This window comes from uncultured Pseudomonas sp. (genome assembly GCF_943846705.1).
In the GTDB taxonomy this organism is placed as follows: domain Bacteria; phylum Pseudomonadota; class Gammaproteobacteria; order Pseudomonadales; family Pseudomonadaceae; genus Aquipseudomonas.
Genome location: NZ_OX044366.1, coordinates 1,668,413 through 1,689,361, shown reverse-complemented (window position 1 = coordinate 1,689,361; position 20,949 = coordinate 1,668,413). Strand labels below are relative to the sequence as shown.

The window sequence follows — 20,949 nt, the reverse complement described above, 5'->3', positions numbered from 1 at the left end:
TGGGTGCCGAGCGCTTAGCCGTTGAACACGTCATTAACCGACTGCAACGGGTAGTTCTTCGGATAGGGCAGCGTCGCCACACCACTTTCAATCGCCGCCTTGGCAACCGCATCGCAGACCACAGTGATCAGGCGTGGGTCCATTGGCTTCGGAATGATGTACTCACGACCGAACGACAGGGAGATGCCGCCGTAAGCGTCACAGACTTCCTGCGGCACCGGCAGCTTGGCCAGATCACGCAGGGCCAGGGCCGCAGCGATCTTCATTTCTTCGTTGATGCGGGTCGCGCGAACGTCCAGAGCACCACGGAAGATAAACGGGAAGCCCAGTACGTTGTTGACCTGGTTCGGGTAATCGGAACGACCGGTGGCCATGATCACGTCATCACGCACTTCATGGGCCAGCTCCGGCTTGATTTCCGGATCCGGGTTGGAGCAGGCGAAGACGATTGGGTTGGCAGCCATGCGCTTGAGGTCGGCAGGCGCCAGCAGGTTGGCACCGGACAGCCCGACGAACACATCAGCGCCTTCCAGCGCGTCAGACAGGGTTCGTTTGCTGGTTTCGCTGGCGAATACCGCCTTGTACTGGTTCAGATCGTCACGGCCGGCGTGGATCACGCCTTTGCGGTCGATCATAAAGATGTTCTCAACCTTGGCCCCCATGCTCACCAGCAAGCGCATGCAAGAGATCGCGGCAGCGCCAGCCCCCAGGCACACAACCTTGGCTTCTGGCAGGGTTTTGCCGGCGATTTCCAGCGCATTGAGCATACCCGCAGCAGTCACGATCGCAGTGCCGTGCTGGTCATCGTGGAACACCGGAATATCGCACTGTTCGATCAGCGTGCGTTCAATTTCAAAGCACTCAGGTGCCTTGATGTCTTCCAGGTTGATACCGCCGAAGGTGATGGAGATACGGCGCACGGTGTCGATAAAAGCCTGCGGGCTCTCGGACTCGACTTCGATGTCGAATACGTCGATACCGGCAAAGCGCTTGAATAGCACGCCTTTACCTTCCATAACCGGCTTGGACGCCAACGGACCGAGGTCACCGAGACCGAGAATCGCGGTACCGTCAGAAATGACTGCCACCAGGTTGCCTTTGCCGGTGTAGCGATACGCCAACTCCGGATCACGCGCGATTTCGCGCACAGGCTCAGCGACGCCCGGGCTATAAGCCAGAGCCAGGTCGCGTGCGGTTGCGGTGGGCTTGGTTAACTCGACACTCAGCTTACCCGGGCGGGGCTTAGCGTGATACTCGAGAGCGGCTGTTTTCAAATCAGACATATGGGCATTTCCGCTTTGGGCTGTTGAACAGGCAGGCGGCCGAGGATACGCAAGTTGTATACAACTGCACAAGACTGCTAAGTCCGGATACGCACGCAGGCCCTAGCGCACGACCTTCAGCCAATCGCCCGCACGCGGCTGACCTGACGGATAGAGGTTATTCAACAAGCGCAGCGCCTTCAGCGTATCACCCGGCAATTTACTGCCTTTGGCCAGCGCCTCAAGGGTTTGCCCGGACTTGACCTTGACCATGTGCAAGCGCAACGGCTGCGCCTCTTTACGCTCGGCACGGCTCATCGGCCGAAAGCTTTTGATCACGCTTAAAAACTGCTCATCCTGGCTTTCCAGCGCGGCCCGCCCACGCACCGCCGCAACAAACAAATATGACTGTGCGCCGTGCTGAATGATCGCCACGCGCTTGGCCGCGTTACCCGGAATTACCGCGCTGTAGCCCTGTAGACCGGCCTGCTGTAACTCGACGCCTGCCACCAGGCGCTGATTGCCCGCGCGCTGGCGGAGCAACTGCGCGGGCGCTAGCTGCTGCGGGTTAGCTTCCAGCGTCATCGCGATAAACGCCTGCTGATCGGCGGTATGCCCGATCAGCGCGTCCGGGCGATTGATCAGCGTCCAGCCCTTTGGGTAAGCCAGGGTAAAGTTCAGCGGCGCATGGTAGAAACGCTGACCACGACGTACACCGGTTTCAGCGGAGTCACCAAAAGGCAAACCTTCCAGGCGCTTGAGAAAGGCTTCGCGATTAACCTCCTGCTGGCCAGTGGCCAAGGCACGCGCCGGACCCAGCACCTGTTGCAGGCGGCGGTCGTTATCCGGGTGTGTATCAAAAACTCCGTGATAACCGCCGGCAGGCTGCGCCTCACCGCGCTCCGCGGCCTGGTCGCGCGCGAAGTCTTCCTGGTTTTTCAGCACCTTGACCACTTCGATCATCGCCTGCGGGTCATAACCGCTGCGCGCCAAGTACTGCGCGCCCAGGCCGTCCGCCTCAAGCTCCATGTCACGACCATAGCCGCGCACAATAGCGCCGCCCAATGCCCCGGTGACATCAGCGGCCGCACCGACGCCCGTGCCAATTGCCACGGCCTGACCAAGCAGCCCCCAGGCGGTGGACTGGCTTTGCTGCTGAACGCTGTGCCGCGCAGTTACGTGGCCCACTTCATGGCCCAGCACGGCCGCCAACTCGGCCTCAGAACTGAGATAGGCGAGCAGCCCGCGATGGATATAGATGTAGCCGCCCGGCAAGGCAAAGGCGTTGATATCCGGACTGTCGACCACGGTGAACTGATAGGCCAACTGGCTACGGTGGCTGTACTTGGCCACCCGCTCACCGACCTGCTGTACGTAGGCCTGCAGTTTTTCGTCGGCGTAACGCGGGTTTTCTTTGAGGATCTGCTGGTTGTAGCGGCGACCGAGGTCGAGCTCTTGCTGCTCGCTCATCATCACGAAGTTGCTTTGCCCAGTGGCTGGATTAACCGCGCACCCGGCCAATTGCAGCAACACCAGTAATAACCATATACGCATGATCATGGCAGCACCTCCAACATGGACTTGTCCGTCAACGGTAGCATCCAGCGCGCCTGAGCCTTACGCAAACCGCCACGTTTGGCGCGATCAATCACCCAACCACGGGCTTCGACCTGACGCCCCTCAAGCCCTTGGACAGCGCGCCGGTCAAAATTGTCCAGCGCACGGCGGGCGATATGCAGCACCAGGCCGTCAGCCATCTCCAGCCACAACCCGGCGCCATTGCCTTCGATACGCTTAATACGCCCCTGCACCAAGGCAAAACCACCCTGTTTCAGCTGCGCGGGCGCTTGCACGGGCGAGCGCCGCCAGAGCCCAGCACGCGCCTGCCGCGCACTGCGTTCGGCAGCTTGCTGGCAGCGCACCAAAGCCAGATTAGGCGTCACAGCCACCTGATAGCCCAAGCCTTCGCTGAGCAACTGTGCTTCCAGATTGCGGCCACGGTTGTCATAAACATGCGCCAGGGTGCGCCCGTAATGATCTTTACCCTGCTGGCCGACTTGTAAGGCGACGCGCCCGTCACTGGCCGCCAGCAACGCCTGCAAGCGCTGGCGGGCCTGCTCGGCAAAGGGCTCAGCGCTGCGCCCCTGACGGCCCAACTCCGGCGTATTCAGGCCGATCAAGCGGACAGAACGGCCGTCGGCCAGGCGCAAGGTGTCGCCGTCCACCACGCGCTGCACCGTGACGCTCGGCAAATTGCCCGGTGCGGGGCACAACGCCAGCGCGGCATCGAGATAAATGCCGCACACAAAAAAGGCGCCCACTAGGGACGCCTTTTTCAGTAGCGCGGTGCAACCCATGCGGGTCTGCGGCGCTGCGCGCAAGCTTACTGCTTGGCGCCGAACATGCCGAAACGCTGCTTGAAGCGATCAACACGGCCGCCGGTATCCAGCATTTTCTGCTTACCGGTGTAGAACGGGTGGCACTCGTTGCACACGTCCAGAGGCAGTGCTTTGCCCAGGGTGGAGCGAGTTTCAATCACGTTGCCACAGCTGCAAGTGGCGGTGATGGCTACATAGTTCGGGTGGATATCGGCTTTCATGGTGATTCCTCAGGGCTGTCACGCCGCCACCAGACACTATTGTCAGGTACCGCGCGGAATTAGGCCGGCGATAATACCAGCTCACAGCAGTGACGCAAGGCCGGCCGTCGACTGGCTGCGTGCTAAGATCCTGCCCTTTCCGCTGGAGCCTTTGCGTGCCCGACGTCATTCTGCGCCTCGCCTTGCCCTCGCCTCTGCGCCGCCTGTTCGACTACCGCGCCCCCGCCGGGGTAGCGCGCAGCGCGCTGCAGCCGGGCGCGCGGCTGCGCGTGCCGTTCGGGCGGCGCGAGATGATCGGTATTCTGATTGAGGTGACGGATCACAGCGAGGTGCCGGCGGACAAACTCAAGCCTGCCCTGCAGCTGCTCGACGCCCAATCACCGCTGCCGCCGGCGTTGTTCAAACTGTGCCTGTGGACCGCGCAGTACTACCAGCACAGCCTCGGCGACACCCTGAACTGGGCGCTGCCGGTGCTGCTGCGCCAGGGCGAACCGGCGGAAGTGCGCCAGCAGCGCTTCTGGTCCGTCGTCGAGGGCGCACAGCTCGATGACCCTCGCCTGAGTCGCGCACCGCGCCAGCGTGAGGCGCTGCAAACCCTCGCGCAGCACCCGCATGGCGTCGCTCACGCACTGCTGAGCAAACTGCAACTGAACAAGGACAGCCTCGACCTGCTGTTGGAGAAAGGTCTGGTGCAGGTCGACGTGCGCCGTCATGCCCCCAGCGAGCGCCACGCCAAGTGGCTGGCACAGCCGGAACTGCCGCTGAATGCCGAGCAACGCGCTGCCACCGAAGCGATCCGCTCGGGCCTCGACAGCTTCAACGCCTTTCTCTTGGCCGGCGTCACCGGCAGCGGCAAGACCGAGGTGTACCTACAGCTGATCCGCGAAACCCTGGAGGCCGGCAAGCAGGCCCTGGTGCTGATCCCGGAAATCAACCTCGGCCCGCAGACCTTGGCGCGCTTCGAGCAGCGTTTCAATGCGCGCATCGCCCTGCTGCATTCGGCAGTCAATGACCGTGAACGCTTGGACGCCTGGCTGGCCGCCCGCGATGGCGAAGCCGACATCATCATCGGCACCCGCTCGGCACTGTTCACCCCCATGCAGCGGCCGGGGCTGATCATCATCGATGAAGAACACGACGCCTCTTATAAGCAGCAAGAGGGCCTGCGCTATCACGCCCGCGACCTGGCCGTGGTGCGCGCCCATCAAGAGAACATCCCGATTGTGCTCGGTTCGGCCACGCCCTCGCTGGAGAGCCTGCACAACGCCCATAACGGCCGCTACGCCCTGCTGCACCTGCGCGAGCGTGCCGGCGGGGCCAAGCAGCCGCGTTTTCTGCGTTTGGACGTGAAAAGCCGACCGCTGGATTCCGGCATCTCCGGGCCGATGCAACAAGCCATCGCCCAGACCCTGCAAGCGGGTCAGCAGGTGCTGGTGTTCCTCAACCGCCGTGGCTTCGCCCCGACCCTGCTGTGCCATGACTGCGGCTGGCTATCGGAATGCCCGCGTTGCGATGCGCGGATGACCGTGCACCAGCGCTCACGCGAGCTGCGCTGCCATCACTGCGGGCACGCCGAGCGCCAGCCGAGCAACTGTCCGAAGTGCAACAACGTCGACCTGCGTCCGGTGGGGGCCGGCACTGAGCGTGCGGAAGAGCGTCTGGAGACGTTGTTCCCGGACGTGCCGGTGCTGCGCGTCGATCGCGACAGCACCTCACGTAAAGAGGCCATGACCACGCTGTTCAACACCGTGCAGCGCGGTGAACCGTGCATCCTGGTCGGCACGCAGATGCTCGCCAAGGGCCACCACTTCCCCCGCGTCACCCTGGTGGCGATTCTGGATGCTGACGGCGGGCTGTTTTCCGCGGATTTCCGCGCCAGCGAGCGCATGGCCCAGCTGATCGTGCAGGTCGCCGGCCGCGCCGGGCGCGCCGAGGAGCCGGGCAAGGTGATTATCCAGAGCCACCTGGCCGACCATCCGTTATTGGTGCAGCTGACCGAACAAGGCTACTTCGCCTTCGCCGAACAAGCCCTCAGCGAACGCCGTGGCGCGGGCCTGCCGCCGTTCTGCCATCTCGCCCTGCTGCGCGCCGAAGCGCATAACCCCGGGCAGGCCGAAGGGTTTCTCGACGATGCCTGCACAGAAGCGGAGCTGCTCCTCGGCGAACTGCAGCTCAGCGGCATTGAACTGCTCGGCCCCGTTCCCGCACCGATGGAACGCCGCGCCGGCCGCTACCGCGCGCAGTTACTACTGCAGGCCAACGCCCGCGCGCCGCTGCACCGCCTGCTCAACAGCTGGATGCTGGCCCTGGAACAGATGCCCAGCGGCCGTGCAGTGCGCTGGTCGCTCGACGTCGATCCGATCGACCTGTTCTAGAACCGGCTGCGCACCGACCAGCTGTTAGCAACGAGGCCTGCTGCCCAGCCTGTTACACTGCACGCCATTTCGTTTAGCAGGCCTGTACCGTGACCAACACCGCTTTTTCTTCTCTGCCGCTTTCCCCCGCCATGCTGGCGAACCTCGAGTCCCTCGGTTACACCGAGATGACTCCGATTCAAGCGCAGAGCCTGCCGGTAATGCTCAAGGGCATGGACCTGATTGCCCAGGCCAAGACCGGCAGCGGCAAGACCGCCGCGTTTGGTATTGGCCTGCTCAACCCGCTCAACCCACGCTACTTCGGTTGCCAGGCGCTGGTGATCTGCCCAACCCGCGAGTTGGCCGACCAAGTGGCCAAAGAGCTGCGCCGCCTGGCGCGCTCGGCCGACAACATCAAGATTCTCACCCTGTGTGGCGGCGTGCCGTTCGGCCCGCAAATCGGCTCGCTGGAACACGGCGCGCAAATCATCGTCGGCACCCCTGGGCGCATTCAGCAACACCTGAGCAAGGGCACGCTGAAACTCGACGGCCTCAACACCCTGGTCCTCGATGAAGCCGACCGCATGCTCGACATGGGCTTCTACGACAGCATCGCCGAGATCATCAGCCAAACCCCGACACGCCGGCAGACCCTGTTGTTCTCCGCCACTTATCCGAGCGGCATCAAGCAGCTGTCCGCGACCTTTATGCGCGACCCGCAGCAGGTCAAGGCCGATGCGTTGCACGACGACACGCAGATCGAGCAACGCTTCTACGAGATCGCCCCTGAAGAGCGCATGGAGGCCGTGGTCAAGCTGCTCAACTGCTACCGCCCACAGTCCTGCGTGGCCTTCTGCTTCACCAAGCAGCAGTGCCAGGAAGTGGTCGACCACCTGACCGCCAAAGGCATCTCGGCCGCCGCGCTGAACGGTGACCTGGAGCAGCGTGACCGCGACCAGGTGCTGGCGATGTTTGCCAACCGCAGCCTCTCCGTACTGGTGGCCACCGATGTGGCCGCGCGCGGCCTGGATATCGACGCCCTGGACATGGTGATCAACGTCGAACTGGCACGCGATTCGGAAATCCACATTCACCGCGTCGGCCGTACCGGTCGTGCCGGCGAGAAAGGCCTGGCCATGAGCCTGGTTGCCCCGGCCGAAGGCCACCGTGCCCAGGCCATCGAAACCCTGCAACGGGCGCCGCTCAACTGGCACCCGCTGAGCAGCCTGAAGCACCAGGGCGGCGCACCGTTGCAGCCGCCCATGACTACGCTGTGCATCGGCGCGGGACGCAAAGACAAATTGCGCCCCGGCGACATTCTCGGCGCCCTCACTGGCGAGACTGGCATCCCCGGCGCGCAGGTCGGCAAGATCGCTATCTTCGACTTCCAGGCTTATGTCGCCGTTGAGCGCAGCGTGGCCGTGCGGGCGCTCAAGTGCCTCAGTGAAGGCAAGATCAAGGGTCGCTCGCTGCGCGTGCGCGCCCTGTAATTACCGGTGTAAAAACGACCTCGGTGCGGCGACGCGGCCGCGCTGACAGCCTTCTCATGCGGGTTTTCGCTGTCTTACGCCACGCCAGCAAGCTGTCTTGGCGAGGCAGCGTGCGGCACCACGCTGACTTGCGTCTGTATTACGCCTACAACCTGCGCTGTAGGTGTAACTGCTGGTGGTAAGCACCGGCCGAAACGCTGCCAGCCGCACAGCCATCAGTTAAGATGCGCGCTGTTTTGCGCCAGCCTTGGCGCGCGCCGCATGTTGAGGAAATAGTCGTGCTTACACCCCAGGTCGTGATTATCGGAGCCGGTGCCGCCGGGCTTATGTGCGCGCTGACGGCGGCCGCGCGCGGCCGCCAGGTGCTGCTGCTGGATCACGCCAACAAAGCCGGCAAGAAGATCCTGATGTCCGGTGGTGGGCGCTGTAACTTCACCAATATGTACAGCGAACCCAGCAACTTTCTCTCGGAAAACCCACACTTCTGCAAATCCGCCCTGGCGCGTTACACCCAGTGGGACTTTATCGGCCTGGTGGCCAAGCACGGTGTGCCGTACCACGAGAAGAAACTCGGCCAGCTGTTCTGCGACAACAAATCCAGCGACATTCTCGGCCTGCTGCTCAGCGAGTGCGCTGACGCCGGCGTCGAGCTGCGCCTGGACACCTCGGTCCACGAGATTGCCAAACTGGACAGCGGCTATCAGTTACAGACCAGCGCTGGCGCGGTGCGCTGCGAGTCCTTGGTGATCGCCACCGGCGGTCTGTCGATTCCAACGCTCGGCGCTACCGGCTTCGGCTATCAGGTGGCCAAGCAGTTCGGCCACAGCCTGCTGCCAACCCGTGCTGGCCTGGTGCCCTTCACCATTACCGACCCACAACTAAAGGCGCTGTGCACCGAGCTGTCCGGCACCTCGGTGGAAGACTGCCTGGTGAGCTGCAACGGCCAGAGCTTCAAGGAAAATATCCTGTTTACTCACCGCGGCCTCAGCGGCCCGGCGATCTTGCAGATTTCCTCATTCTGGCAACCCGGGGACGCCATCAGCATCAACCTGCTGCCGCACATCGACCTGCCTGAGTGGCTGACGCAGCAGCAACGCGAACGCCCCAACAGCGAGCTGAAAACCCTGCTGGCTGAACTCTTCACCAAGAAGATGGCCGGGCTGCTGGCGGACAACTGGTTCGCCTCCAAGCCGCTGAAGCAATATACCCATGGCGAACTCAAGGCGATTGCCGAACAGCTCGGCGACTGGCAGCTGGTGCCGGCCGGTACCGAGGGCTACCGCACCGCCGAAGTCACCTTGGGTGGCGTCGACACCCGCGAGGTCTCATCAAAAACCATGGAATCGCTAAAATCACCAGGGCTGTATTTTGTCGGTGAGGTGCTCGACGTCAGTGGTCATTTGGGCGGTTTCAATTTCCAATGGGCCTGGGCCTCGGGCTACGCGGCGGCGCAATATGCTTGAGCCTGCGCGAGTAGGTGATGTACCCGACGCGCCAGGCGTGTTTTGCTAAGCCACTGCCTCCAGTGACCCATTTCTAAGGATTGCTTCCTCGCATGAGCCAAGACCAAGGGCTGATCTTCGCCATCCTCGCCGCCACCATGGGCTTGTTTCTGTGGGGCCGCTGGCGGCATGACATAGTCGCACTCGGGGCCCTGCTGGCCTGTGTAATCACCGGCCTGGTGCCGGATCAGGAGGCTTTTACCGGCTTCGGCCATCCGGCGGTCATTACCGTAGCCTGCGTGCTGGTACTCAGCTTCGGCTTGCAGAGAACCGGAGTAGTGGACGCCATGGCGCAACGGGTATTACCCGCCAATGCCGGGCCCATGCTCTCGCTCGCCGCACTGACCGGGCTCGGCGCGGTGTTATCGGCCTTTATGAACAACGTCGGCGCACTCGCCCTGCTGATGCCGATTGCCCTGAAGATCGCCAGCAAGCAAGAGCTGCCACCCGGACGCCTGCTGATGCCGCTGGCCTTTGGCACCATTCTGGGTGGCATGACCACGTTGATCGGCACACCACCCAACTTGATCGTGTCGAGCTTCCGCGCACAGAGCGGTGCCGGCCCGTTCGCCATGTTCGATTTCAGCCCGGTGGGGGTGGCCGTCGCCCTGGCCGGCGTACTGTTTATTAGCCTGGTCGGCTGGCGGCTGGTGCCGCGCAGGGAAGTCGCTGGAGTCGCCAGCTTTGATACCGGCACCTACATTACCGAGGCGCGGGTCAAGGAAGGCGCCAAGGCCGTTGGCAAGAGCCTGCGCGAGGTCGAACAGCTGCTAGAAGAGGCCGACGCCCAAGTGGTAGGCATGGTGCGTAACAAGCTGCGTTTATCGGCCCCTAACCCGCGGCGCATCCTCCAGGCCGATGACGTGTTGATGATCGAGGCCGAACCTGAAGTCCTCGGCGAGGTGCTCAGCAAGCTCGGCTTGAAGCTCGAGGCCGCTAAACAGGCCACGCCAGATGAGGACAAGGACGACAAAACCGACTCAACCAAGAGCAAAGCGGACGAAAAGAAAGACAGCCATCATGAAGACCGGGTGCTGCAGGAGTTGCTGGTACGCCCGGACTCCCAACTGATTGGTTTGGCGGCCAGCAATATCCGTTTGCGCCACCGCTACAACATCAACCTGCTGGCGATCTCGCGGCAGAGTCACCGCTCGATCAAGCGCCTGCGCTCGACCCAGTTCGAACGCGGCGACGTGCTGCTCATGCAGGGCGAGCTGGCCGATATCCATGACTTTGCCAGCGACTATGCCTGCGTGCCGCTGGCCGACCGCGCCATCAGCATTCCTAACCCCGCCCAGGCCAGTTTCGCCGCCGGGGTGATGCTGCTGGCCGTGATCCTTGCCGCGTTCGGTGTGCTCTCGGCGGCAGTCGCCTTCGCCGCCGGCGTGCTGGTGTTTATGGTGGCGCGCATCGTGCCCCTGCGCCTGCTCTATCAATCCATCGACTGGCCAGTGATCGTCCTGCTCGGCGCCATGATTCCAGTCGCCGGAGCGATGTCCGCGACTGGCGCGGCCGACCTGCTGGCGCGCCTGCTGATGGAGCATGTGGCGCAGGGTAATCCGGTGGTGGTGCTGACGCTGATCCTGGTGGTGACCATGACCCTCTCGGACTTTATGAACAATGCCGCCACCGCTGCGGTGATGTGTCAGATCGCCTTAAGCGCGGCCAGCCAGCTCGGGGTCAGCCCAGACTCCCTGTTGATGGCGGTGGCAATCGGCGCGTCCTGCTCATTCCTCACCCCGATCGGCCACCAGAACAACACCCTGATTCTCAGCCCGGGCGGCTTCCGCTTCGGCGACTACTGGCGTCTCGGCCTGCCGATGGAGATCATCGTGGTGCTGGTCAGCGTGCCGCTGCTGCTGCTGGTCTGGCCGCTTTAGCGGCCAGACCAGCAGCAGCGCTTAAGACACCGGCATCAGCCTTGGGCTAATGCCGAAGCGCGCTTAACCGGCCCGCACGCACGCTGGTAGTGGGTCAGCAGGCGCTGGAACCAGGCCCCCACGTTGGAATCCGTTTCCCAGGGCTGGGTGCCCAGGCACCAGGCCCAGAAGAACAGGCCACCGACTAGGTAATCGCTGCCGCCTGCGCTGTCGCCGTCCAGGTAGAGCTGCTCGCCCAGCCAGGCTTCCAGCGGCGCGATGGCTTGGCGTAGCTGCACAGTGCCCGCCTCGGGATCGGCGAAAGCCTCCAGCGTAGCGCCCAACGCCTTCTCGCGAGTGCTGCGGAAATAGTCTTTGTCTGCCTCATCGATCACCGCGTGCACCTGCACCACGAGGATCTTCAGCAAAGGCCTGCGCATTGCCTGAAACACCAGGCGCTCAAGCAAGCGTGCGCGACTCAGCGCAGTTCCCTCGCCCAGCAAGGGACGCTCAGGATAGGCGCGATCCAAGTACTGAAAGATCGCCACGCTGTCATGCACCACGCTGTCGCCATCACGCAGCACCGGCACCTGCTGCTGCCCCGAGCAGCTCAACGGCTCCTTGTCGATAAAGCGCAGCGGCCGACTGTGAAAGTCCAGCCCCTTGTGCAGCAGCGCCAGGCGTACGCGCCAGCAATAGGGGGAAAACAGCAGCTCGGGGTCGGCCCCGCGCAGCTCAAATAGTTCACGCATGCATATCTCCATTGCAGTGGAGCCGAACGACTCCGCTGTCGCGCCAGAAAAAGCAGCCCGCTCACTGCGCCGCCGAGGCGACTGAGGGTTTCAGGCCGCAGAGGGATCACCGGCCGAATTGAGAACCTAACCGCCCTGAAATACAACCTCGACACAAGGCGAGGACGCTTAGGATGTTGGCGTCTTGATTCCTTGCAACAGCTCGATCGGCAACGGGAAGACGATGGTCGAGCTCTTGTCGCCGGCGATGTTGCTCAGGGTCTGCATGTAGCGCAACTGCATGGCCCCGGATTGGCGACCGAGCATCTCCGCCGCCTGCATGAGTTTTTCCGAGGCCTGCAGTTCACCCTCGGCGTGAATGATCTTGGCCCGCCGCTCACGCTCGGCCTCGGCCTGCTTGGCGATGGCGCGAATCATCGACTCATCAAGGTCAACATGCTTGATCTCGACATTGGCCACCTTGATGCCCCAGGCATCGGTCTGCGCATCCAGCACATGCTGAATATCAACGTTAAGCCGCTCGCGCTCGGCGAGCAGTTCGTCCAACTCATGCTTGCCGAGCACCGCACGCAACGTGGTCTGGGCCAGTTGGCTAGTCGCCTTGAGGTAGTCCTCGACCTGAATGATGGCCTTCTGTGGGTCGAGCACGCGAAAGTACACCACGGCATTGACCTTGACCGAGACGTTATCCCGGGTGATCACGTCCTGGGTCGGCACATCCAGCACGATGGTCCGTAGATCGACGCGGACCATCTGTTGAATGCCTGGAATGATGATGATCAGGCCCGGGCCTTTGACCCGCCAGAACCGCCCCAGCATAAACACCACACCGCGTTCGTATTCACGCAGGATGCGAAATGCCGAGACCAGCAGGGCGATGACCAGCACCGCCACAGCGACAAAACTCAGCTCGAAACCCATGGTTATTCTCCTGTAGGCGAGATGCCTTCAGCCGCAGACACCTCCAGCATTAGGCCTTTACGCGCCAACACCCGGACCTGCTGACCGGGCTGTAACGGCGCCTGACTGATCACTTGCCACGTTTCGCCCTGCAGGTGCACCGAGCCGCGTAGGGCGTTATCCGCCGTGACCGTGTTAATCCGCACCAGGCTGCCGAGCAACTCGCCATCACCGCTAACCAGAGCACTGCGCCTGGCGCGTATGGCCATGCTCAATATGGCGAAAATCACCAGCGCACTGGTCAGCGCCAGGGTCAGGATCAGCAGCAGCGGGATGCCGAAGCCCGGCACATCGGTGTCGATCAGAATCAACGCACCAAAGCTGAACGCCACGATCCCGCCAATACCCAGCACACCGAAACTGGGCAGAAAAGCCTCGGCAGCGATAAAGGCGATACCCAGCAGAATCAACGCCACACCGGCGTAGTTAACGGGCAGCAACTGCAATGAATAGAGCGCCAGGATCAGGCAGATGCCGCCCAGCACACCACCGACCCCAGTGCCTGGATTGGAGAACTCGAAGAACAAGCCATAAATGCCGATCATCATCAGCATCAGCGCCACGCTGGGATTAGTAATCACCGCCAGTAGTCGCGTGCGCCAGTCGGGTGCATGGGTCACAAGCAGTGCACCTTCGGTATCCAGGGTGACTTTGACGCCGGCAGCGGTGAAGGATTTGCCGTGCAGCTGTTTGAGCAGCTGCGCCAGGTCGTTGGCCAGGTAGTCAACCACCTTGAGTTGCAGGGCTTCCTCTGCGGACAAGCTGACCGCCTCGCGCACGGCCTGCTCGGCCCACTCGACATTGCGTCCGCGCATCTGTGCCAGGCCGCGAATATAGGCCGCGGCATCGTTAATCTGCTTTTTACTCAAGGTGTCGCTAGGCGCGCTGCTGTTTTCGCCCGTTGACGGCCGCTCGGCCGACTCGCGCTCCTTACTCGCCTCGGGCGGGTTCGGCTGTGGCGATGGTGCACTGGGCATGCCGCCGATCTGCACCGGGGTCGCCGCCCCCAGGTTGGTGCCGGGGGCCATCGCCGCAATATGGCTGGCATAGAGGATATAGGTACCGGCGCTGGCGGCGCGGGCACCGCTAGGGGCGACATAGCTGGCCACTGGAAGCGGGCTGGCGAGGATCGCCTTGATGATGTCGCGCATCGAGCTGTCCAGGCCGCCCGGGGTGTCGATGCTCAACACCACCAACTGCGCCCCCTCCTCTACCGCCTGCGCGAGGCCGCGCACCACATAATCGGCGCTGGCCGGGCCGATCACGCCCTCGACTCGCAGCTCGACCACCGCAGCTGGCGTCGCACTCAGCCAAGCCGGCACCAGTAGCAGAGCCAGGGCGAGACACAGGTGGCGTAGCAACGCCAGGGTCGCGGCAAGATTCACAGGCCTCTCCATGACAGCCTCCAAGCGTGAAGCCCCGCTCGCGGGGCACGGCTGTCTTAACTGAGCGTAGCCCATGCGGGTCTCACCGAGCGCAGCAGGCGCTGACTGGTATTTCCGCGGCACGATGCAGCGTGGCCCGTGTATTGCAGCCGTGTATTGCATTAGTCTTCTGCAGTCTTCCTCGTACGCTGCATGCTCAAGGCCACTGTTTGATGTCGTCACCTTCGCTCCGCCATTCGCTGCGCCGCCTTTGGGCGCAGGACAAATTCAGCTACAGCCTGCGGGTATTTATCGCCCTCAGCGGGGCGCTGCTGCTGTGCTGGTCGCAGGACTGGATGCATGCGCTGATTCCGCTGTTTCTCGGGGTGATCGCCAGCGCCCTGGCGGAAACCGATGACAGCTGGCAAGGCCGCCTGGGGGCGCTGCTGGTGACCCTCGGCTGCTTCAGCGCGGCGGCCTATACGGTGGAGTTCCTGTTCGCCTACCCCTGGCTGTTCGTCATCGCGCTGGCATTGGCCAGTTTTGCCCTGACCATGCTTGGCGCGCTCGGCGAACGCTACGCCACCCTCGGCTCAGCGACCTTGATTCTCGCGGTGTACAGCATGATTGGCGTGGAGCAACGCGGCGGCGCGGCCGGCCTGTGGCAAGAGCCGCTGCTGCTGGTCGCCGGAGCAGCCTGGTATGGCGTGCTGTCGGTGCTGTGGAATGCGCTATTTGCCAACCAGCCGGTGCAGCACAGCCTGGCCCGGCTGTTTCGCGAGCTGGGTCAGTACCTCAAGCTCAAGGCAGCGCTGTTCGAACCCTTGCGCCAACTGGATGTGGAAGAGCGCCGCCTGGCCCTGGCCAAACAAAACGGTCGCGTGGTGGCGGCGCTTAACGCCGCCAAGGAAATCATCCTGCACCGCGTCGGCAATGGCCGGCCTGGGCCTAAGGTCAGCCGCTACCTGAAGCTGTACTTCCTCGCTCAGGACATCCACGAACGCGCCAGCTCCTCGCACTACCCCTATAACGAGCTGGCCGAGGCGTTCTTCCACAGTGATGTGCTGTTTCGCTGCCAACGTCTGCTGCGCTTGCATGGCGAGGCCTGCCAGCGTCTCGCCCAGGCCATCGAGTTGCGCCAACCGTTCGAATACCGCGAGCTGTGTCGCCAGGCGTTGACCGACCTGCACGACTCCCTCGAACACCTGCGCCTGCAGAGCAACCCGGCCTGGCGTCACTTGTTGCGTTCGCTCGGCGCATTAGCCGGCAACCTGCGCAGCCTGGATGTGCTGCTGGGCAATGCCAGTAACCCCGACGCCATGGCCGAAGAGCAGGACAGCAGCCTGCTCGACCGCGAGCCGCAATCACTCAAGGATGTCTGGGAGCGCCTGCGCTTGCAGCTGACCCCCACCTCACTGCTGTTTCGCCACGCCCTGCGTCTGTCCATCGCGCTAGCCGCCGGCTACGGCGTACTGCACTGGATTCACCCCACCCAGGGCTACTGGATTCTGCTGACCACACTGTTCGTCTGCCAGCCGAATTACGGCGCGACCCGGCGCAAATTGGTGCAGCGTATCAGCGGCACCGTGCTCGGCCTGCTGCTCGGCTGGGCGCTGTTCGACCTGTTCCCCAGCCCACTGGTGCAGGCGCTGTTTGCAGTGGTCGCCGGGGTGGCGTTCTTTGCCCTGCGCAACAGCCGCTACACCCTGGCCACGGCCGCCATCACCCTGCTGGTACTGTTCTGTTTCAATCAGGTCGGTAATGGTTATGGCCTGTTTATTCCACGCCTGGTCGACACCCTGCTGGGTAGTCTGATCGCTGGCCTGGCGGTGCTGTTGATCCTGCCGGACTGGCAAGGCCGCCGCCTCAATCGTCTGTTGGCCAACACCCTCAGCTGCAACAGCCGTTACCTGCAGCAGATCATCCAGCAGTACGCCAGCGGCAAGCGCGACGACCTGGCCTATCGCCTGGCCCGACGTAACGCGCACAACGCCGACGCCACGCTGTCGACCGCACTGGGCAATATGCTGATGGAGCCTGGGCATTTTCGTAAGGAGGCGGATATTGGCTTCCGCTTTCTGGTGCTGTCGCACACCCTTCTGAGTTATCTCTCGGGCCTCGGCGCGCACCGCGGTGAAACCAGTTTGAGCAGCAGTGAGCACCCGCTACTGGCCAGTGCCAGCCAGCTGACCGCCAGCCTCGAGGAGATCGCCGCCTGCCTGTATGAGCAACGCCCGGTGGCGATTCACAGCGATGCCGAGGAGCAACTGGCCAGCGAACTGGAGCAACTCAGCGACAACCTGGATGATCAGCAGCGGCTGCTGCAGACCCAGTTGGCGCTGATTTGCCGGCAGCTCGGGCCACTGCGCACCCTCGCTGCGCACCTGCTCAAGGGCGAGCATCAGCGCTGATCCGCCAATGCTGCCTCGCGCAGGAACACGGCCCGGCACTCGCGCTTTTCCGCTACCCTGCAGGCCTGCCCGAAAAGTGCCCGCCATGAACAAGACTGAACTGCTACAACAGGTGCTCAGCCGCCTCGAGGATGACCGTTTACAAGCCCAGCAGGCGGCATTGACCGCCTACGAGACGGCCACCGCCAAAGAGAACATCGCCGAAAACAAATACGACACCCTCGGCCTGGAGGCGTCCTACCTGGCTACCGGGCAAGCCCGCCGGGCGGCGGCCATTCGTCAGACGCTGGCGAACTGGAAGCAACTGGTGCTGCGCAGCTTTGACCCGCAGCTGGGCATTCAACTCGGCGCACTGATCGAGCTGAGTGACGACGAGGACAGGCGTCAGTGCCTGTTCCTCGGCCCGGACGGTGCGGCCATGAAGCTGCAGCAAGACGGCCGGGTGGTGCAGGTCATTGGCCCGCACGCACCGCTGGGGCAGATTTTGCTCGGCAAGGGTGTCGGCGACGAGGTCACCCTGCGCGTGGCCAGCGGCGTGCAACTGTTGGAGATTCTCTCGGTCGACTGAAAGCGGCTATAACTTAAGGGCCGCCCCGCACACCCTCAGGAGACCACCATGTACCCACAGACGCATGACCTTGCCAGCCTGTTCAAACAACTCGGCCTGGCGAATGACGAAGCCGCCATCGAGCGTTTTGTCGAGCAACACTCACCTCTGGCAGAAGGCTGCAAACTCGCCGACGCACCGTTCTGGGATAAAGCCCAGGCGGCCTTTCTGCGCGAGGAGATTAGTGAAGATGCCGACTGGGCCGAGGTGGTTGATCAGCTCAACCTAATGCTACGGGGCTAGAAGCGTACCGGCCGTGCCGGGCAACTCGCGCCACGTCAGATAAACCCGCAGGTCGAACTCCAGCTGGTGGTAGCCGGGGAGCATGTGTTCGCACAGCTTGTAAAAGGCCTTGTTGTGCTCGGCCTCCTTCAGGTGCGCCAACTCGTGCACCACGATCATCTGCAGAAACTCCGGCGCCGCCTCACGGAACAACGAGGCCACGCGTATTTCCTTCTTCGCCTTGAGCTTGCCACCCTGCACCCGCGAGATTGCCGTGTGCAGGCCGAGGGCGCGGTGCGTCAGGTCGAGGCGATTGTCATAGAGCACTTTGTCGATGGCCGGGGCATTGCGCAGGTGCTCCTGCTTGAGCCCCTGGATATAGGCGTACAGCGCCTTGTCACTCTGGATGTTGTGCCGGCCGCTGTAGGAGCGCGCCAGGTAATCACCCAGGCGCTGCTCGGCGATCAGCTGGCGGATCTTCTCTTGCAGCGCGGCGGGGTAGGCTTGCAGGTATTTAAGCGGGGTCATGATCGCTGTGTCAGGGCACAATAAGGCCGACGATTATGCCGCAAGCCGCAAGCCGCACGGCCCAGGGGGCAGGGGGCAGGGGGCAGGGGGCAGCTTTTAGCGCCACAGGAGCACACGCCTACTGGCTCGGGACAACGCGCAGCAAACGCCCTTCAGGGTTGTCGGTCAGCAAATACAGCGCGCCATCCGGACCGCCGCGGACATCGCGTATACGCTCGCCCAGCTCCTCAAACAACACCTCCTGCCCCGCTAACTTGCCGTTCTGCAGACGGATGCGCCGCACACTGCGTTCGGCCAGGGTCGAGGCGAACAGGTCGCCCTGCCACTGTGGAAACAACGCACCGCGGTACTGGCTCAGGCTCGACGGCGCCACCGAGGGCGTCCAGTGCAGCAACGGTTGTTGCAAGCCTGGCAGCTCGGTGTAGGGCGAGATCTGCGCACCGCTGTAGTCAACGCCGTAGGTGATCAGCGGCCAGCCATAGTTGTTGCCCGGCGTAATCAGGTTCAGCTCATCACCACCGCGCGGGCCGTGCTCATGGCTGTAAAGGCGCTGCAACTGCGGGTCATAGACGATGCCCTGCACATTGCGATGCCCCCAGCTGTAAATTTCCGCTGCGGCACCCGCCTGGCCAACCAGCGGATTGTCCTGGGGAATGCTGCCATCGCGGTTCAGCCGGACGATTTTACCGAGGTGGTTGCGGGTATTTTGCGCCTGCTCACGCCAGTCAAAACCATCGCCCAAGGTCAGCACCAGGGTGTTATCCGGGAGAAAGGCCATGCGCCCGCCGTAATGCGCGGCACCTTTTTTAGCCGGCAATGCGCTGAACAGCACCGTGACATCCTGCAACTGCCCATCAACCAGGCGCGCCTTGGCCAGACGGGTGTTGTTGGCCTCGGCGGTGCCGTAGGCGTAGCTCAGGTAGAGCTGCTGATTGCTGGCGAATTGCGGGTCAAGCATGACCTCCATCAGCCCCGCCTGAGCGGCGACAAAGGCTGCGGGCAGACCAGCAACCGGCTGTGGATTAAGGCGGCCGTCCGCCTGAATAATGCGCAGGCGGCCGACCCGCTCGGTCACCAGCATGCGTCCATCCGGCAGGAAGGCCATTGACCAGGGATGCTCCAGCCCAGTGGTGACAGTTTCAATGCGGTAATCCATGGCGTGCGCCAGGCTGCTACCGAGCAGACCAAGCAATAACAGCGCGCGGGATGTTTTCAGCATGGCACAGGCCTTTTCAGCGAAAGTGGATCAATCAGGATTGCGCAGACGCGACGGGGCGTCTCAGCACGGCAAACAACAGCGCACCCAAGCTGCCACTGGCCATCAGCCCGGCGGTGCCGGCCAGGCTGCGATTGGCGGCAATCAGCGTCGGCATCGGCAGCAATGCATTGGCCAACGCCAGCGCCGACCACACCGCCAGCGCCCCCGCCAGGGCAAACACCAGCCAGCGGGCAGTCGGCCAGCTACGCGCCAACCGGCCCGCCAGCGGCAAGGCCAACACAAAACCGCAGATCACCAGCACCGCGAAAGTCGGGCTAAAGCCCAACAGGTCCAGGCCGGTGGTGTGCAATCGCACCATCAGCGGTATCGGCGCGCCGAGGGCCTGCAAGTTAGCCAGGTTGAACTGCGTCTGCAGGACAGCACCCAGCACGCTCGTGAGCAGGACAGCCAGGAGGAAGTACAGCACGGTGCGTGATTTACTCGGCATGAAGGCGGGCATCCAGAAACAACAGTGACCCGAGTATGGACCAGCACGCCGAACGGTATGCGCCCGGTGTTTTACATGGTTTTACCAAGCCGCCCGGTTCAAGCCGCGCTAGGCAGACCTGATCAAGCGCAGTATTCAGCGCGCCCCACATAGCAAAAAGCCCCGCATCGGCGGGGCTTTCAGTACAGCAACAGGCTTAGTTGACCTTGGCGGCCAGCTCACCCTTGGCGTAGCGCTGGAACATGGTTTCCAGGTTCATCGGCTTGATCTTCGAGGCATTGCCGGCAGTGCCGAAAGCTTCGTAACGGGCGATACAGATGTCGCGCATGGCGGTTACGGTGGCGGCGAAGAATTTGCGCGGGTCGAACTCGCTCGGGTGCTCGGCCATCATGCGGCGCATGGCACCGGTGGACGCCAGGCGCAGGTCGGTGTCGATGTTGACCTTACGCACGCCGTGCTTGATGCCTTCGACGATTTCTTCAACCGGCACGCCGTAGGTTTCTTTGATGTCGCCGCCGTACTGGTTGATGATCGCCAGCCACTCTTGCGGTACCGAAGAAGAGCCATGCATCACCAGGTGGGTGTTGGGGATGCGCGCGTGGATCGCCTTGATGCGGTCGATGGCCAGAATGTCGCCGGTAGGCGGCTTGGTGAACTTGTACGCGCCGTGGCTGGTACCGATGGCGATAGCCAGGGCGTCGACCTGAGTCTGCTTGACGAAGTCGGCAGCTTCTTCCGGGTCGGTGAGCATCTGGCTGTGATCGAGCACGCCTTCCGCGCCAACGCCGTCTTCTTCGCCGGCCATGCCGGTTTCCAGGCTGCCCAGGCAACCCAGCTCACCTTCCACCGACACACCGCAGGCGTGGGCGAAGGCAACGGTCTGCTGGGTCACACGGACGTTATAGTCGTAGTCGGCGGGGGTTTTGCCGTCTTCTTTCAGCGAGCCGTCCATCATCACCGAGCTAAAGCCCAGCTGGATCGAGCGCTGGCAAACATCCGGGCTGGTGCCGTGATCCTGGTGCATGCACACCGGGATATGCGGAAACTCTTCGATAGCCGCGAGGATCAGGTGACGCAAAAACGGTGCACCGGCGTATTTACGCGCACCGGCGGAGGCCTGGACGATCACCGGGGAATCGGTCTTGTCAGCCGCTTCCATGATCGCGCGCATCTGCTCGAGGTTGTTGACGTTGAAGGCCGGCACGCCGTAGCCGAATTCGGCGGCGTGGTCGAGCATCTGGCGCATGCTGATAAGTGCCATGGTGTTCTTTCTCCCGGTGGGGCTCGTTAATCGTGCAAGCCTGCCGCAGGGGCAGGCGCTATTCAAGTCATT

At 62.9% G+C, this 20,949-nt stretch carries 18 protein-coding genes; 7 read left to right on the top strand and 11 right to left on the bottom strand.

Annotated elements, in window-relative coordinates; genetic code table 11:
- Window positions 1-14: 14 nt before the first annotated feature.
- The 4 genes from Q0V31_RS07970 to rpmE all read right to left on the bottom strand — a co-directional run bounded on the left by Q0V31_RS07970 (window position 15) and on the right by rpmE (window position 3,861).
- Window positions 15-1,283: a malic enzyme-like NAD(P)-binding protein gene (locus Q0V31_RS07970; RefSeq protein WP_298186560.1), complete on the bottom strand. Its 1,269-nt coding sequence runs from the start codon at window positions 1,281-1,283 to the stop codon at window positions 15-17.
- A gap of 102 nt (window positions 1,284-1,385) precedes the next feature.
- Entirely contained in the window at window positions 1,386-2,819 is a 1,434-nt protein-coding gene (locus Q0V31_RS07965) for a M48 family metalloprotease (protein ID WP_298190972.1), read from the bottom strand.
- On the bottom strand, window positions 2,819-3,619 hold the full coding sequence (locus Q0V31_RS07960) for a thermonuclease family protein (RefSeq protein ID WP_298190966.1): 801 nt from the start codon (window positions 3,617-3,619) through the stop codon (window positions 2,819-2,821). Before Q0V31_RS07960 ends, Q0V31_RS07965 begins: the two co-directional genes overlap by 1 nt.
- A gap of 26 nt (window positions 3,620-3,645) precedes the next feature.
- The gene (gene rpmE, locus Q0V31_RS07955; RefSeq protein ID WP_274088969.1) at window positions 3,646-3,861 is read right to left on the bottom strand and encodes a 50S ribosomal protein L31; all 216 of its coding nucleotides are present in this window, start codon (window positions 3,859-3,861) and stop codon (window positions 3,646-3,648) included.
- 155 nt (window positions 3,862-4,016) lie between these two features.
- On the opposite strand from rpmE, the gene Q0V31_RS07950 reads away from it, so the two are divergent.
- The 4 genes from Q0V31_RS07950 (at window position 4,017) to Q0V31_RS07935 (ending at window position 11,087) form a co-directional block, all read left to right on the top strand.
- The gene (locus Q0V31_RS07950) at window positions 4,017-6,236 is read left to right on the top strand and encodes a primosomal protein N' (protein WP_298186553.1); all 2,220 of its coding nucleotides are present in this window, start codon (window positions 4,017-4,019) and stop codon (window positions 6,234-6,236) included.
- 89 nt (window positions 6,237-6,325) lie between these two features.
- Window positions 6,326-7,705, top strand: a complete 1,380-nt coding sequence (gene dbpA, locus Q0V31_RS07945) for an ATP-dependent RNA helicase DbpA (RefSeq protein WP_298186550.1) — start codon at window positions 6,326-6,328, stop codon at window positions 7,703-7,705.
- 278 nt (window positions 7,706-7,983) lie between these two features.
- The gene (locus Q0V31_RS07940; protein WP_298186547.1) at window positions 7,984-9,168 is read left to right on the top strand and encodes an NAD(P)/FAD-dependent oxidoreductase; all 1,185 of its coding nucleotides are present in this window, start codon (window positions 7,984-7,986) and stop codon (window positions 9,166-9,168) included.
- Between the two features lie 92 nt (window positions 9,169-9,260).
- Window positions 9,261-11,087 (top strand): SLC13 family permease, encoded by a 1,827-nt coding sequence (locus tag Q0V31_RS07935; protein WP_298186545.1) that lies wholly within the window; start codon window positions 9,261-9,263, stop codon window positions 11,085-11,087.
- Between the two features lie 35 nt (window positions 11,088-11,122).
- Here Q0V31_RS07935 and Q0V31_RS07930 read toward each other — a convergent pair whose 3' ends face one another.
- The 3 genes from Q0V31_RS07930 to Q0V31_RS07920 form a co-directional block, all read right to left on the bottom strand.
- Window positions 11,123-11,818, bottom strand: a complete 696-nt coding sequence (locus tag Q0V31_RS07930; RefSeq protein ID WP_298186543.1) for a glutathione S-transferase family protein — start codon at window positions 11,816-11,818, stop codon at window positions 11,123-11,125.
- A 168-nt stretch (window positions 11,819-11,986) separates the two neighbouring features.
- Window positions 11,987-12,739, bottom strand: a complete 753-nt coding sequence (locus tag Q0V31_RS07925; RefSeq protein WP_298186541.1) for a slipin family protein — start codon at window positions 12,737-12,739, stop codon at window positions 11,987-11,989.
- A 2-nt stretch (window positions 12,740-12,741) separates the two neighbouring features.
- Window positions 12,742-14,088 carry a nodulation protein NfeD gene (locus tag Q0V31_RS07920; RefSeq protein ID WP_298190964.1) on the bottom strand — a complete coding sequence of 449 codons (1,347 nt, stop codon included), beginning with the start codon at window positions 14,086-14,088 and terminating at the stop codon, window positions 12,742-12,744.
- Between the two features lie 287 nt (window positions 14,089-14,375).
- On the opposite strand from Q0V31_RS07920, the gene yccS reads away from it, so the two are divergent.
- The 3 genes from yccS to Q0V31_RS07905 all read left to right on the top strand — a co-directional run bounded on the left by yccS (window position 14,376) and on the right by Q0V31_RS07905 (window position 17,403).
- A complete protein-coding gene (gene yccS / locus Q0V31_RS07915; protein WP_298186539.1) occupies window positions 14,376-16,553 on the top strand; it encodes a YccS family putative transporter in 2,178 nt (725 codons plus the stop codon).
- A gap of 85 nt (window positions 16,554-16,638) precedes the next feature.
- On the top strand, window positions 16,639-17,121 hold the full coding sequence (locus Q0V31_RS07910) for a GreA/GreB family elongation factor (RefSeq protein ID WP_298186537.1): 483 nt from the start codon (window positions 16,639-16,641) through the stop codon (window positions 17,119-17,121).
- 48 nt (window positions 17,122-17,169) lie between these two features.
- Entirely contained in the window at window positions 17,170-17,403 is a 234-nt protein-coding gene (locus Q0V31_RS07905; protein ID WP_298186535.1) for a DUF2789 domain-containing protein, read from the top strand.
- Here Q0V31_RS07905 and Q0V31_RS07900 read toward each other — a convergent pair.
- The 4 genes from Q0V31_RS07900 to fba all read right to left on the bottom strand — a co-directional run bounded on the left by Q0V31_RS07900 (window position 17,392) and on the right by fba (window position 20,877).
- Window positions 17,392-17,910, bottom strand: coding sequence for a YgjP-like metallopeptidase domain-containing protein (locus tag Q0V31_RS07900; protein ID WP_298186533.1), 519 nt, complete (start codon window positions 17,908-17,910; stop codon window positions 17,392-17,394). The two genes, Q0V31_RS07905 and Q0V31_RS07900, sit on opposite strands and share 12 nt — an antisense overlap.
- 118 nt (window positions 17,911-18,028) lie before the next feature.
- Window positions 18,029-19,129 (bottom strand): PQQ-dependent sugar dehydrogenase, encoded by a 1,101-nt coding sequence (locus Q0V31_RS07895; RefSeq protein WP_298186530.1) that lies wholly within the window; start codon window positions 19,127-19,129, stop codon window positions 18,029-18,031.
- A 31-nt stretch (window positions 19,130-19,160) separates the two neighbouring features.
- The gene (locus Q0V31_RS07890) at window positions 19,161-19,616 is read right to left on the bottom strand and encodes a hypothetical protein (protein ID WP_298186528.1); all 456 of its coding nucleotides are present in this window, start codon (window positions 19,614-19,616) and stop codon (window positions 19,161-19,163) included.
- Between the two features lie 196 nt (window positions 19,617-19,812).
- Entirely contained in the window at window positions 19,813-20,877 is a 1,065-nt protein-coding gene (gene fba / locus Q0V31_RS07885; protein WP_298186525.1) for a class II fructose-bisphosphate aldolase, read from the bottom strand.
- Window positions 20,878-20,949 lie beyond the last annotated feature (72 nt).